This window comes from Jeongeupia sp. HS-3, assembly GCF_015140455.1.
GTDB lineage: Bacteria > Pseudomonadota > Gammaproteobacteria > Burkholderiales > Chitinibacteraceae > Jeongeupia.
Genome location: NZ_AP024094.1, coordinates 1,369,050 through 1,381,635 on the forward strand (window position 1 = coordinate 1,369,050; position 12,586 = coordinate 1,381,635).

Annotated in this window: 12 protein-coding genes; 9 read left to right on the plus strand and 3 right to left on the minus strand. The window is 62.6% G+C overall.

From position 1 onward, the window contains the following. The first annotated feature begins 50 nt into the window (after positions 1-50). The 9 genes from radC (at position 51) to JLC71_RS06365 (ending at position 11,112) form a co-directional block, all read left to right on the plus strand. Positions 51-725 (plus strand): RadC family protein, encoded by a 675-nt coding sequence (gene radC, locus JLC71_RS06325; RefSeq protein ID WP_200917906.1) that lies wholly within the window; start codon positions 51-53, stop codon positions 723-725. 324 nt (positions 726-1,049) lie between these two features. After that, positions 1,050-2,258 (plus strand): branched-chain amino acid ABC transporter substrate-binding protein, encoded by a 1,209-nt coding sequence (locus tag JLC71_RS06330; RefSeq protein ID WP_200917907.1) that lies wholly within the window; start codon positions 1,050-1,052, stop codon positions 2,256-2,258. 181 nt (positions 2,259-2,439) lie between these two features. Continuing rightward, a complete protein-coding gene (gene putA, locus JLC71_RS06335; protein ID WP_200917908.1) occupies positions 2,440-5,934 on the plus strand; it encodes a bifunctional proline dehydrogenase/L-glutamate gamma-semialdehyde dehydrogenase PutA in 3,495 nt (1,164 codons plus the stop codon). A gap of 325 nt (positions 5,935-6,259) precedes the next feature. Continuing rightward, positions 6,260-7,189, plus strand: a complete 930-nt coding sequence (locus JLC71_RS06340; protein ID WP_200917909.1) for a branched-chain amino acid ABC transporter permease — start codon at positions 6,260-6,262, stop codon at positions 7,187-7,189. A 17-nt stretch (positions 7,190-7,206) separates the two neighbouring features. Beyond that, positions 7,207-8,352: an ABC transporter permease subunit gene (locus JLC71_RS06345; RefSeq protein ID WP_200917910.1), complete on the plus strand. Its 1,146-nt coding sequence runs from the start codon at positions 7,207-7,209 to the stop codon at positions 8,350-8,352. Continuing rightward, on the plus strand, positions 8,345-9,118 hold the full coding sequence (locus JLC71_RS06350) for an ABC transporter ATP-binding protein (protein WP_200917911.1): 774 nt from the start codon (positions 8,345-8,347) through the stop codon (positions 9,116-9,118). Before JLC71_RS06345 ends, JLC71_RS06350 begins: the two co-directional genes overlap by 8 nt. An 11-nt stretch (positions 9,119-9,129) precedes the next feature. Continuing rightward, positions 9,130-9,843: an ABC transporter ATP-binding protein gene (locus tag JLC71_RS06355; RefSeq protein WP_200917912.1), complete on the plus strand. Its 714-nt coding sequence runs from the start codon at positions 9,130-9,132 to the stop codon at positions 9,841-9,843. 62 nt (positions 9,844-9,905) lie between these two features. Beyond that, positions 9,906-10,625 carry a YdcF family protein gene (locus JLC71_RS06360; RefSeq protein ID WP_200917913.1) on the plus strand — a complete coding sequence of 240 codons (720 nt, stop codon included), beginning with the start codon at positions 9,906-9,908 and terminating at the stop codon, positions 10,623-10,625. A gap of 109 nt (positions 10,626-10,734) precedes the next feature. After that, positions 10,735-11,112: a hypothetical protein gene (locus JLC71_RS06365; RefSeq protein WP_200917914.1), complete on the plus strand. Its 378-nt coding sequence runs from the start codon at positions 10,735-10,737 to the stop codon at positions 11,110-11,112. Positions 11,113-11,166: 54 nt separating this feature from the next. Here JLC71_RS06365 and JLC71_RS06370 read toward each other — a convergent pair whose 3' ends face one another. The 3 genes from JLC71_RS06370 to JLC71_RS06380 all read right to left on the minus strand — a co-directional run bounded on the left by JLC71_RS06370 (position 11,167) and on the right by JLC71_RS06380 (position 12,586). Further along, positions 11,167-11,940: a peptidylprolyl isomerase gene (locus JLC71_RS06370; protein WP_200917915.1), complete on the minus strand. Its 774-nt coding sequence runs from the start codon at positions 11,938-11,940 to the stop codon at positions 11,167-11,169. A gap of 65 nt (positions 11,941-12,005) precedes the next feature. After that, positions 12,006-12,275: a BolA family protein gene (locus tag JLC71_RS06375; protein WP_200917916.1), complete on the minus strand. Its 270-nt coding sequence runs from the start codon at positions 12,273-12,275 to the stop codon at positions 12,006-12,008. A gap of 8 nt (positions 12,276-12,283) precedes the next feature. Further along, a complete protein-coding gene (locus JLC71_RS06380; protein WP_200917917.1) occupies positions 12,284-12,586 on the minus strand; it encodes a YciI family protein in 303 nt (100 codons plus the stop codon).

A 12,586-nucleotide genomic window follows, 5' to 3' on the forward strand; every position in this document is an offset into this window, starting at 1 on the left:
GCCCTTGCTTATAACGAGGTCTCTGAACAGACAAAGTGTAACCGAGAAGCATGGCAATCACCGACTGGCCCATCGGCGAAAGACCGCGGGAAAAGTTGCTCAGCCTTGGCGCTACGGCCTTGTCCGAAGCCGAATTGCTGGCGATTTTCCTGCGCGTCGGCCTGCCCGGCAAAAGCGCGGTCGATCTGGCGCGCGACCTGCTCACCCATTTCGGTTCGCTCGCCGCGCTGTTTGCCGCGCCGCGCCCGGCCTTTTCCGCGGTGCCCGGCATGGGTGACGCCAAGTACGCGCAACTGCAGGCGGTACTGGAAATGGCCAAGCGCACGCTCAAGGAAGAGATCAGCCAGCAGAGCGCGCTTGATTCGCCCGAAGCGGTGCGGCGCTACCTCGGGCTGTTGCTGCGCGGCCGGGATATCGAGGTTTTCGTCGCGCTGTTTCTGGATACCGCCCACCGGGTGATCGCCTGCGAGGAACTCGCCCACGGCAGCCTTGCCGAAACGCGCGTTTACCCGCGCGAACTGGCGCGCCGGGCGCTGGCGCACAATGCCGCGGCGGTCATCGTCGCCCACAATCACCCGTCGGGCCGCGCCGACGCATCCGAGGCCGACCGGCTACTCACGGCGCAACTGGCCCAGACCCTGAATCTGCTGGACGTACGTTTGCTCGATCATTTTCTCGTCGCCGGTGCACGGGTCGAATCGTTCGCCGAGCACGGCTGGATGTAACCATTGGCGTATTTCTCACCCGGTGGATCCCTGCACCGATGCGCCAATCCAACACTTGTTTGATTCCGCGTTCGAACGCACGCAATACCGTTGGTCCACGCTAAACGCTTGCTTTAATGGACAAAGCCCACCGAATCACCACTCAGTAAAAAGCCGAGGCTTTGTTGCATTTGCTGCACCCGGGAAAGCCCGGATTTGACAGTATTTCCGGGCGCTATCCATGATGATTTCCAGCATCGCCATCCACTGCTACGCCCGATTCGGCCGGCAACTGTGATCGCGCGAGCCACAACGCATCAACTATCTAATCTGGGGAACGAGAGCATGAGCATTGCACGTTACAGCCTGATCGCAGCCGCAGTGCTGTCGATCACCGCCTGCGGCAAGCAGGAACCGGCACAACAGGCCGCCAGCGAGTCCGCCACATCGGCCACCTCCACCGCACCGTCGGGCGACGGCAACACCGTCAAACTTGGCCACGCCGCGCCGCTGACCGGCAACATCGCCCACCTCGGCAAGGACAACGAGTACGGCGTGCAGATGGCAATCGACGAAATCAACGAAGCCGGTGGTGCCGACATCGGCGGCAAGAAGGTCAAGTTCGAACTCATCTCCGAAGACGACCAGGCCGACCCGAAGACCGCCACCACCGTCGCCCAGCGTTTCGTCGACCAGAAGGTTGCCGGCGTCATCGGTCATCTGAATTCGGGCACGACCATTCCTGCCTCGAAGATCTACTCCGATGCCGGTATTCCGCAAATTTCGCCGTCGGCCACCGCCGTCGCCTATACCGCGCAGGGCTTCAAGACCACCTTCCGCGTGATGGCCAACGACGCTCAGCAAGGCAAGGTGCTCGGCGAATACGCCGCGACCAAGCTCGGCGCGAAGAAAATCGCCATCGTTGACGACCGCACCGCTTACGGCCAGGGCTTGGCCGACGAGTTCGAGAAAGCCGCCAAGGCCGCCGGTGCCGAAGTGGTCAAGCGCGAATTCACCACCAATCAGGAAACCGACTTCAACGCCATCCTGACCAGCATCAAGGGCGCCAAGCCGGATCTGATCTTCTACGGCGGCATGGATGCACAAGCCGCGCCGCTGAAGAAGCAAGCCAAGAAGCTCGGCATCAGCGCCAAGGTCATGGGCGGCGACGGTACGCAAACACCGGAATTCATCAAGCTGTCGGGCAGCGATTCGGACGGCATGATCTCGTCGAGCCCGGGTATGCCCAAGGAACAAATGCCGGGCGGCCAGGCCTTCCTCGACAAGTTCAAGGCCAAGTTCGGTACCGAGGTGCAGCTGTACGCGCCGTACTGCTATGACTCGGTCAAGGTGCTGGTCGAAGCAATGAAGAAGGCCGGTTCGACCGAGCCGGCCAAGTATCTGCCGGAGCTCACCAAGCTGGAATTCCAGGGCGTCACCGGCAATGTGTCGTTCGACGACAAGGGCGACCTGAAGAACGGCCCGATCACCATTTACCAGGTAAAGAGCGGCAAGTGGGAAGTGCTTGAGGTGGCAGGCGGCGCAGCGAAGTAAGCGGCCTTTCAGTCGAGCGAAGCGGCGTCTGCGGACGCCGCTTTTTTATGCCTGGGCTTCATGGCGGAGATGACGGGCGACGAATGGGCGACGACGCAACACTCGGCTCGGACATGGGCCGGTATCGGCGCGCACAGCGCCAGGGCTGACTAGAGTAGTAACAGCCTTTATCGAGACCGACATGCCATCGACTGCGCCCACCGCGCCCTTTGATCTCACATTGAGCCATTTTGCCGACGAAACCCAGCTGGTTCGCCGCTTGCTGCCGTTGGCACGGCTATCCACCGAGGAAGACACCCTGCTGCAACGCTACGCGCCGCTGATCACCGATCAGCTTCGCGAACAGCGCCGCCACGGCAACGGCATCGATGCGCTGCTGTCGGGCTTTCCACTCGGCAGCGACGCCGGCCGCGCACTCCTGACACTGGCCGAAGCGTTATTGCGCATTCCCGATACCGCCACCTGCGATCGGCTGATTACCGATCTGCTGCATGCCGCCGATTGGAAACGGCTGGCGCATTCGGACTCCACCCTGGTGCGGCTGGCACGCTGGACACTCGAGCACGCGCGACACTGGAGCGAGCGCGAGTCGACCGAACCACTGGTACGGCTGGGTCTGCGTGCAGCGATGCGTGAACTGGAGCGCCACTTCGTCATGGCCGAGCACATCGACGAGGCACTGGCCCGGCGTAACCCGGCCTTTGCCTACTCTTTCGATATGCTCGGCGAGGCGGCGCAAACACAGGCCGATGCCGACCGCTATGACGCGGCCTATCGTCAGGCACTGCTGGCGCTTGCGAACGGCCACAATCCGGGCGGCGACAGCGTATCAATCAAGTTGTCCGCACTGCATCCACGCTACGAACCGCGGCAGGCCGAACGCGTTCATGCCGAGCTGTGGCCGCGGCTGCTGGCACTGGTACAACTGGCCCGCCAGCACGATCTGCCCATCACCATCGATGCGGAGGAAAGCGAGCGCTTGACGCTGGCGCTCTCCTTGTTCAAACGTCTGCTAGCCGAGCCAACGTTAGCGGAATGGGACGGTCTGGGCATTGCGGTGCAGGCCTATCAGAAGCGTGCACTGGCGCAAATCGACTGGCTGATCGAGCGCGCGCGCAGCCACAAACGGGTAATCAGCGTTCGACTTGTCAAGGGCGCGTACTGGGATAGCGAAATCAAGCAGGCTCAGGTCGAGGGCTGGCCCGACTATCCGGTATTCACGCGCAAATCGCATACGGATGTGTGTTTTCTCGCCTGCGCCCGCCGCCTGCTCGATGCGCCCGATGCGGTCTACCCCCAGTTCGCCACCCACAACGCCTATACCGCGCTGGCGATTCACGCGATGGCTGCCGGCCGCCCGTTCGAATTCCAGTGCCTGTACGGCATGGGTGAGGCTCTTTACGCGTTGCTGCCCGGGCATGGCCTTCATTACCGTTGCCGCATCTATGCCCCGGTCGGCGAGTACGCCACGCTACTGCCCTACCTCATCCGGCGCCTGCTCGAAAACGGTGCCAACAATGCCTTTGTTCATCAATTGCTCGCCGATGACGAGCCGGCATCGGCGACCTGCGATCCCGTTGCCGATACCCTCATGCACCCGGAGCCGACGCTCGCGCGGCCGCTTGTTCGTGTCGATGGTTCTATCCATGCCCCTGGCATCTGCTGGGGGGACGATCCGGCCATTCACGCGCTACGGCGCACCTTGGGCTTTGCATCGACCGATACGCTGACCGCGGCGCCCACCCATCAGGCATCCAGCGCAACCCGCAACGGCCGGCCGGTTTACAGCCCGTTCCGGCCCGAACTATGCCTCGGCCATGCCATCAATCCGGCCGATGCCGATATCGATCTGGCACTGAACCGCGCCCGTGCGGTCGCGCCGGCGTGGGCCGCGACGCCGGTCAGCGAGCGCGCAGCCTTGCTGGAGGCCATCGCCGACGCACTGCTTGCCCGCCGCGATCAGCTGCTCAGACATCTGGTACACGAGGCCGGCAAAACCCTGGCGGATGCACTCGCTGAATGGCGAGAAGCCATCGATCTGTGCCGCTATTACGCAGCGGTGGCCCGCCACGACTGGATCGAACAAGGGCCGTCGCCGCTAGGGCCGGTCGCGGTCATCAGCCCGTGGAATTTCCCGCTGGCGATTTTCACCGGCCAGATCGCCGCAGCACTGGTTGCCGGCAACCCGGTGCTGGCCAAGCCTGCCGAACAAACACCGCTGATCGCCGCGCTGATCGTCGACGCCTGCCATGCCGCGGGCATTGATCGTGATGTATTGCAGCTTTTGCCCGGTGATGGCCAGGTCGGCGCGCTGCTCAGCGCCGATGCGCGCATCGCCGGCGTACTGTTTACCGGTTCGCTCGCCACTGCGCACGCCATCGGGCGCAATCTGGCAAGCCATGAACACCTGAGCACACTGATTGCCGAAACCGGTGGCATCAACACGATGATCGCCGATACTTCGGCCTTGCCCGAACATCTGATTCGCGATGCAATCACCAGCGCCTTCAATAGCGCCGGGCAGCGTTGTTCGGCTTTGCGCCTGCTGTGTCTGCCGCAAGCCACCGTCCCGGCACTGATTGCCCGCCTGCGCGCGGCCATGGCCGAGCTGCGACTCGGTGATCCGGCCGCACTCGGCACCGATCTGGGACCACTGATCTCGATCGACGCCAACACGCAGATGCACACCGCGACCTCGGCCCTGCATCGCGCCGGCTATCCCGGCCATCAGTACGGTCAGCTGGAAGGCTTTATCCCCGAAAACATGGCCGCGCCGACACTGATCGAAGTCGACCGCCCGGATGCGCTCCCTAGTGACATTTTCGGCCCGGTGCTCGCGGTACTGCCCTACGCGCCGGAGAATCTGGACGCAGTATTACGTGGCGTGAACACGCTGGGCTATGGCCTTACCCTCGCCATCCACAGCCGTTGCCCGAGCTTTATCGATACCGTGATCGAGCGAGTGCAGGTCGGCAACGTCTACGTCAATCGCAACCAGATTGGCGCAGTGGTCGGCTCACAACCGTTTGGCGGCCGACGCCTGTCGGGCACCGGGCCCAAGGCCGGCGGCCCCTGGCTGATCTGGCGGCTGACGCAGCATGGTGATCCCTGCCATGCCGGCCCCATTGATGCCACGACACAGACGCTTGCCGCCACGCTGCGCGAATTGGCCAATCAATGCGATGCCGATGAAGCCGCGGTCCTGCTCGGGCTGATCGACGATTACGCCGCGCGCTCGCCTATCGGCCGCAGCCGCGCGCTACCCGGCCCCACCGGCGAGCACAACACGCTGGGTTATCAGCCGCGCGGGGCGATTGCCTGCATGGCATCGAGCATCGGCGCATTGCGCCAACAGCTCGTGGTGGCCATCCTGACCGGTAACACCGCCGTACTGGCAGACACTGCCGAGCTGGGCGTCTGGTACAGGGCGCTCGGCGCGTGCTGTCATCCGGTGCCCGATCCGCTGGCCTTGCCAATCGCTGCCTGTCTGTGTGTGACGCAACCAAGTGTTGCATTCAAACAGCAACTGGCCCGGCGAGACGGCCCTATCGTCGACATCATCATGCCGACGCCGCAAGGCCATTACCCGCTCTATCGGCTTGTCAGCGAATTGGCAGTGTCGGTCAATACCGCCGCAGCCGGCGGTAACGCGGATTTGCTCGCAGCAAGCGAATAAATCGTTCGTTTGAAACTACTGTTGTATTGCTCGCTGACAAATGCGTCAGCGGGCCTTCTTGTGCCATGCCATCCGTACTAATGCGCCACTGCGCAAGTAAGGGAAAGCCACAGGTATTGACGGCTTGACGTGCGCATGTAAGTTTTCGCCACCAACTGCTACGGTAATAATCACGTAGAACTGCACCGCTCTGACCCGAGGACCACAAATCGCTCGGCAGGCGGTGACCCCCGCGTCCCACCGGATACGGCCGGGCCAGGATCGATGATCCGGCGCCCGATCAGGCAGCACCCCGCAAAGCTATAACCTCCTCGAGGACCCTACGGTGGACATCTTTCTGCAACAAATCATTAACGGCCTGGTCGTCGGCAGCATTTATGCGCTGATCGCACTGGGCTACACCATGGTGTACGGCATCATGCAGCTGATCAATTTCGCCCACGGCGAAATCGTCATGATCGGCGCGATGGTCACCATCACCTGCATCAATATGCTGGTCGGCGCCGGCGTCAACCTGCCCGGGCCGCTGTTGCTGCTGGCTGGCCTGTTGATGGCGATTCCGGTATCGATGCTGCTCGGCTACACGATCGAGAAAGTCGCCTACCGGCCCTTGCGCAAAGCGCCGCGCCTGGCACCGCTGATCACCGCGATTGGCGTCTCCATCGTGCTGCAACAGGTGGCGATGCTGATCTGGGGCCGCAATTACCGGCCGTTCCCGAGCATTCTGCCGACCACGGTGCATGACTTCTTCGGTGCCGCGATCACCGACCTGCAGGTCGTCATCGTCGTGCTGTCGCTGGTGCTGATGGCCGGGCTGTTCTGGCTGATCGAAAAAACCCGCCTTGGCCGTGCGATGCGCGCCACCGCACAAAATCCGGAAGTCGCCGGGCTCATGGGTGTGAACATCAATACGGTGATCTCGATGACCTTCGTCATCGGTTCGTCGCTCGGCGCCGTCGCCGGGGTGATGGTCGCCGCCAACTATGACCAGGCCCACGCCTATATGGGCTTCATGATCGGCCTGAAAGCGTTTACCGCCGCGGTGCTCGGCGGCATCGGCAACCTCGGCGGCGCCGTCGTCGGCGGCCTGCTGCTCGGGATCATCGAAAGCCTGGGCTCGGGCTATCTGGGCGATCTGACCGGCGGTTTCCTCGGCAGCCACTACAAGGACATCTTCGCCTTCGTCGTGCTGATCGCGGTGCTGGTGTTCCGTCCCTCCGGCCTGCTGGGCGAACGCGTCGCCGAGCGCGCTTGAGATCCGGGGAGAAAAACATGCACATCAAAAAACTATCTACCCAGCAGATCGTCATCTTCGCGGCTCTGGCGGTGGTGCTGGCGGTCCTGCCGTGGGCGGTGACAGGCGGTTTCGAGAACGGCAAGTCGTGGCTGCGGGCGGTCGATTTCGCCCTGCTCTACATCATGCTGGCCTTGGGGCTCAACATCGTTGTCGGCTTTGCCGGCCTGCTCGACCTGGGCTACATCGCCTTCTATGCCGTCGGCGCGTACACCTTCGCACTGCTGAACTCGCCGCATCTGGCGCAGGTACTGCCGGAGTGGCTGATGCACCCGCCGCTGCTGGTGATGCTCTTGATCGCCGCCTGCGTCGCCGGCTTGTTCGGCGTGCTGCTGGGGACGCCAACGCTGAAACTGCGCGGTGACTATCTGGCGATCGTGACGCTGGGCTTCGGCGAAATCATCCGCATTTTCCTCAACAACCTCGACCGCCCGGTCAATATCACCAACGGCCCGCAAGGCATCAACAACATCAGCAAGGTCAATATCGCCGGCTACGATCTGGGCCGGCCGATCGAGTGGTTCGGGCTACGGTTCGAGACCGTCCACCTGTACTACTACCTGATCCTGGCGTTCTGCTGCCTGATCATTTTCGTGAGTCTGCGGCTGCAACGCTCGCGCATCGGCCGCGCCTGGGTGGCGATCCGCGAGGATGAAATCGCCGCCAACGCCATGGGCATCAATACCCGTAACGTCAAACTGCTGGCGTTTGCGATGGGCGCATCGTTCGGCGGTGTCTCGGGCGCGCTGTTCGCCAGCTTCCAGGGCTTCGTGTCGCCGGAATCGTTCGTGCTGATGGAATCGATCATGGTGCTGTGCATGGTCGTACTCGGCGGCATGGGGCATATCCCTGGCGTCATCCTCGGCGCCATCCTGGTGTCGATCGCGCCGGAAGTGCTGCGCGATGTGATCAACCCGCTGCAGAACGCCGTGTTCGGCAAGCGCGTGGTCGATCCGGAAAACCTGCGCATGCTGATTTTTGGTCTGGCGATGATCACCATCATGCTGCTGCGCCCCGAAGGCCTCTGGCCATCCAGACGCCGTGCCGCCGAGCTGCACCCGGAGCAGGACATCATCGGGCAAGAGAAAGCCAGCCTGCAAGACGCGGAGCGTAACCATGACTAATCCCGTTCTTCTGCAAATCGAAGGCATACACAAACGCTTCGGCGGGCTGCACGCGCTCAACGATGTGAGCCTGACGATCCATTCCGGCGAGATCTACGGCCTGATCGGCCCGAACGGCGCCGGCAAGACCACGCTGTTCAACGTGCTGACCGGCTTGTATCAGCCCGACGAAGGCCGGTTCAGCTTCAACGGCAAAAACCTGTTCCGCCAGAAACCTTATGTGGTGGTCGACTCCGGCATCGCCCGCACCTTCCAGAACATCCGGCTGTTCGCCAATATGACGGCGCTGGAAAACGTCATGGTCGGCCAGCATGTGCGCACCCGAGCCGGCGTGTTCGGCGCGGTCTTCCGCGGCCCGAAGGCGCGCGCCGAAGAAGCAACGATTGCGGCTCGCGCCCAAGAGCTGCTCGATTACGTCGGCATCGGCAAGCGCAAGGATGATCTAGCGCGCAACCTCAGCTACGGCGATCAGCGCCGGCTGGAAATTGCCCGCGCGCTGGCGACCAGACCCACGCTGCTGGCGCTGGACGAACCCGCCGCCGGGATGAACCCGAAGGAAACCGACCAGCTCAAGGCGCTGATGGAGAAAATCCGCGGCGACGGCGTCACCATCCTGCTGATCGAACACGACGTGAAGCTGATGATGGGTCTGTGCGACCGCATCGCCGTGCTCGACTACGGCAAGAAAATCGCCGAAGGCATCCCTGAAAAAGTGAAGAACGACCCACGCGTGATCGAGGCCTACCTCGGCGTCGCGCCGGAATAAGAGTCCATGCCATGAACCCACTCCTCGAAATCAAAGATCTCAAAGTGGCCTACGGCGGCATCCATGCCGTCAAGGGCATCGACCTCAACATCAAACAGGGTGAACTCGTCGCGCTGATCGGCGCCAACGGTGCCGGCAAGAGCACCACGCTGAAAACGCTGGTCGGCATGGTCAAACCGGCGGCCGGTGAAATCCGCTTCGACGGCAAGTCGACGGCCAAGCTCGCGCCGTACGATTACGTCGGCCAGGGGCTGGTACTGGTGCCCGAAGGCCGCGGTATCTTTGGCCGGCTCACGGTCGAAGAAAACCTGCAGATGGGCGCCTACGTGCGCAACGACAAGGCCGAGATCGCCAACGACGTCGAGCGCGTTTTCAGCCTGTTCCCGCGGCTGAAAGAGCGCCGGGCGCAACTGGCCGGCACGCTCTCAGGCGGCGAACAGCAGATGGTGGCGATCGGCCGGGCGATGATGAGCCGACCCAAGCTGCTGCTGCTGGACGAACCGTCGATGGGGCTGGCACCGATCATCGTGCAGAAGATCTTCGAGATCATCCGCATGATCGCCGCCGAGGGGGTCACCATGCTGCTGGTCGAGCAGAACGCCAAGCTGGCGCTGCAAACCGCCGACCGTGGCTATGTGATGGAATCAGGCCGGATCACGCTCGCCGACAGCGCGGCCAAGCTGCTGGCCAACGAGAAAATCCAGCAGGCATATCTGGGCGAGTAAAATCGGCCGGATGTCACGCCACCACGGGCCGCTTGATGCGGCCCGTATTTTTGAGTCCGACCATGCCCGCACCCGCCTTTCTGGCCAAGGCCGCCCTCTCGGCCCTGTTGCTGCCGCCGACAAACGGCCTGATCCTCATCCTTGCCGGCGCGTACTGGCTGCGCCGCCGGCCATGGCTCGGTCGCAGTCTGATCGGCGCCGGCGTGCTGCTGATTTACGCGCTGTCGACCCCGCTACTCGCCAACGCCCTGATGCGCCGGCTCGAACCGCCGCCGCTCGCCCCTGCGGCGCTGGCGCAGGCCGACGCCATCGTCTGCCTCGGTGGCGGCAAGCGTTTCGGCGCCTACGACGAGTCGGGCGGCGAAGCGGTCAACAACGCCACACTGGTACGACTGCGCTACTGCGCCCGCCTCGCCCGGCAAAGCAAGCTGCCGGTACTGGTATCGGGCGGTGCGCCGCTCGGCGGTATCGCCGAGGCGACGCTGATGGCGCGAACGCTGAACGATGACTTCGGCGTGCAAGCACGTTGGGTTGAAAGCAGCTCGGACGACACCTTGGACAACGCCAAGCTCAGCGCCAGGCTGCTACTGCCAGCGCATCGGCGCATCGTTCTGGTCAGCCAGGCCTGGCACCTGCGCCGCGCGGCCCCGGCCTTCACCACCGCCGGCTTCGCCGTGACCCCGGCCGGCACCGATTACGCCAATCGGGAGCCGTTCAGCGCGCTGTCGCTGCTTCCCAAGGATAGAGCCCTGTATGCCAGCAGCACGGCCTGCGCGAGCTGATCGGGCTACTTTGGTACAACATCCGGCGCGGTTGAACGGCAAGCGCTACGGCTGCGCTTACAATCGCCTGCAAACCTGAGAACCAGGGATCAAGGAGAGGAGAAAAAACATGATCAAACACTGTCTACCTGCCTTCGCACTGCTCATCCTGCTGAGCGGCTGCGAGCCGGCCCCTATCGCCCCGGATACGCCGCGTACCGCTGCCGCCAGTAGTGTCGCCAACGCCGCGCTCCAGCGCATGGATGAACAGCGTGCCAAGAACCCGCTACTGAACGTACCGCCTCAGGTCTTTCTGGAGGTGATTGGTGATTGCGGCGAAAAACTCTTCGGCAGCACCCCGGATGCCGGGGCCGCACCCACATGCCTTGCATCCATCCGCGCGGCGGCAAGCAAGGCCGGGCTGGGTGAGATCAGCGATGCGCAAATGGCCGAACCCTATATCGCCGAGCGTTGGCACAGCGAAATGGCCAAAGCAGCCCAACACTGAAACGCGCGTAATAAAAACCCCGCCTGAGCGGGGTTTTTTTCGGGTACGGCAGGTTTACTGAACCTTGGCCTTGGACACGAGGTCCTCGACATACTTCTGCACCTTCTGGCCTTGCATTTCACGTTGCAGTTCCGGCTTCACCTGATCAAAGGTCGGGCCCTTGGCATCACGGCTGCCTTCCAGCTTGATGATGTGGTAACCGAACTGAGTCTTCACCGGGGTCTGGGTGATCTGACCCTTGGCCAGCTTGGTCATCGCGCCCGAGAACTCCGGTACGAAGTTGTTCGGGTTGGCCCAACCCAGCTCACCGCCCTTCTCTGCGCTGCCCTTGTCGAGCGAGTTCTTCTTCGCCAGATCGGCAAAGTTCGCGCCCTTCTTCAGCTGAGCGATGATCGCATTGGCTTGCGCTTCATCCTTCACCAGAATGTGGCGAGCCTGATATTCCTTGCCGCTGAAGTTCGACTTGATCTTGTCGTACTCTTTCTTCAGTTCGGCATCGGAAACCGGGTTGGCCTTGACGTAATCGCGGACCAGCGCGCTGACCAGTACCTGCTGACGCATCATGTCCAGCTGAGCTTGTACTTCGGCATTCTTGTCGTAGCCTTTCTTTTGCGCTTCCTGATACAGCGCTTCATTGCGAACCAGATCTTCCTTGATCTTGGCGCGCAATTCCGGCGAATCCTTCTGGCCGCGTTCGGTCACTTGCTTGACGAAGATATCCATGCGGCTGTCGGGAATGGCCACGCCATTGACGGTGGCAACATTGCCGGCAAATGCAACACTCACGGCCAGGCCGAGCGACAGTGCAATCAGTTTGGGTTGGCGCATCGAAAACATCCTTTGTGATGGTTCGTGATGATGATGAGTTGGTGGTAGTTCGCTACTGCTTTTATTCAAAGCTCATCCGGCGTCAGCGCTTTCAGGCTGAGCGCGTGGATACGATGCGGCATCAGTTCGCCCAGCAGCGCGTACACCTTGCGGTGGCGCGCCAGCGAATTGAGCCCGGCAAACGCGTCGGCGACGATCAGCACATCAAAGTGCCCACCGCCCGATGCGGCGCCCGCATGCCCGGCATGCGCGGCGCTGTCGTCATGGATATCCAGCGCCTCGGGCGCCAGCGCAGCCAGGCGGCTGCGGATTTCTTCAACGAGGGAGTCTGCCATTTGATCTATCAGGGTAACACGTGCTTGAAAGGCTTGACGACGACCGAGACATACACGCCAGCGACGCGATACGGGTCGGCATCGGCCCAGTTTTGCGCCGATTCGAGCGATTCGAATTCGGCCACGATCAGGCTGCCAGAGAAGCCTGCCGGCCCCGGATCGACTGCGTCGATCGCCGGAAACGGCCCGGCCAGCACCAGACGCCCTTCGTTCTTCAATGCGTCCAAGCGCGCCAGATGGGCCGGGCGAGCGGAAAGCCGATCGGCAAGGCTATCGGCCTTGTCGGTCGCCATGATTGCGTAAAGTGCCAT

Excerpts from the sequence above, each read along its gene's own strand:
- radC (WP_200917906.1), top strand. The coding sequence starts at position 51 with ATGGCAATCACCGACTGGCCCATCGGCGAAAGACCGCGGGAAAAGTTG.
- JLC71_RS06330 (WP_200917907.1), top strand. The coding sequence starts at position 1,050 with ATGAGCATTGCACGTTACAGCCTGATCGCAGCCGCAGTGCTGTCGATC.
- putA (WP_200917908.1), top strand. The coding sequence starts at position 2,440 with ATGCCATCGACTGCGCCCACCGCGCCCTTTGATCTCACATTGAGCCAT.
- JLC71_RS06345 (WP_200917910.1), top strand. The coding sequence starts at position 7,207 with ATGCACATCAAAAAACTATCTACCCAGCAGATCGTCATCTTCGCGGCT.
- JLC71_RS06350 (WP_200917911.1), top strand. The coding sequence starts at position 8,345 with ATGACTAATCCCGTTCTTCTGCAAATCGAAGGCATACACAAACGCTTC.
- JLC71_RS06355 (WP_200917912.1), top strand. The coding sequence starts at position 9,130 with ATGAACCCACTCCTCGAAATCAAAGATCTCAAAGTGGCCTACGGCGGC.
- JLC71_RS06360 (WP_200917913.1), top strand. The coding sequence starts at position 9,906 with ATGCCCGCACCCGCCTTTCTGGCCAAGGCCGCCCTCTCGGCCCTGTTG.
- JLC71_RS06365 (WP_200917914.1), top strand. The coding sequence starts at position 10,735 with ATGATCAAACACTGTCTACCTGCCTTCGCACTGCTCATCCTGCTGAGC.
- JLC71_RS06370 (WP_200917915.1), bottom strand. The coding sequence starts at position 11,940 with ATGCGCCAACCCAAACTGATTGCACTGTCGCTCGGCCTGGCCGTGAGT.
- JLC71_RS06375 (WP_200917916.1), bottom strand. The coding sequence starts at position 12,275 with ATGGCAGACTCCCTCGTTGAAGAAATCCGCAGCCGCCTGGCTGCGCTG.
- JLC71_RS06380 (WP_200917917.1), bottom strand. The coding sequence starts at position 12,586 with ATGGCACTTTACGCAATCATGGCGACCGACAAGGCCGATAGCCTTGCC.